1 protein-coding gene is annotated in these 504 nt (G+C 62.5%); it reads left to right on the top strand.

Going from position 1 to position 504, the window contains the following annotated elements; all coding sequences use genetic code 11:
• The first annotated feature begins 117 nt into the window (after positions 1 to 117).
• The gene (locus HMPREF3176_RS02450; protein ID WP_016663630.1) at positions 118 to 453 is read left to right on the top strand and encodes a hypothetical protein; all 336 of its coding nucleotides are present in this window, start codon (positions 118 to 120) and stop codon (positions 451 to 453) included.
• Positions 454 to 504 lie beyond the last annotated feature (51 nt).

Genomic DNA, 504 nt, shown 5'->3' with positions numbered 1-504 from the left:
TAACGGTCAGATAACGGGACGTGTGTCCCGGACAGCACAAGGGGAAGCGTGGGAACCGCACGCGCTCTGACGCCGTGGTTCACACACTCCCACCACTACTTTCAAGGGAGTGCACTCATGAAGTTCGATATGGGCAACCAGACCCTTTCCACCCTCACCACCAACACCGCAGGCTCCAACGACGATTTGGGCACCCTCGTCCAGCAGCTCGTCGCTTCGGTTGAGCCGCTTGAGGGCAAGTTCAACGGTGCCGGCCGCGCCGCCTTCGACCAGTTCAAGGGCCGCACCGACGAAATCAGCGCCGACCTCAACTCCTCGCTCGGCCGCATCGTCGAGGGCCAGTCCGGCATGGACACTGCCTTCCAGACCGGCGACCAGGAGTCGATGGACAACGCCACCTCCGCGCAGGGCTCGGCCAACTTCGACGGCGCACGCTTCTCCGGCCAGCGCTGACCCTCACCCGTCACCACACATACTTTTTTCTAGAGAGGAACTCTCATGCCC

The organism is Dermabacter sp. HMSC08H10 (assembly GCF_001807585.1).
GTDB classification, from domain to species: domain Bacteria; phylum Actinomycetota; class Actinomycetes; order Actinomycetales; family Dermabacteraceae; genus Dermabacter; species Dermabacter hominis.
Note: the sequence above shows the minus strand (reverse complement) of the source record. Positions and strands in the feature narration are given on the sequence as shown.

Excerpts from the sequence above, each read along its gene's own strand:
- HMPREF3176_RS02450 (WP_016663630.1), top strand. The coding sequence starts at position 118 with ATGAAGTTCGATATGGGCAACCAGACCCTTTCCACCCTCACCACCAAC.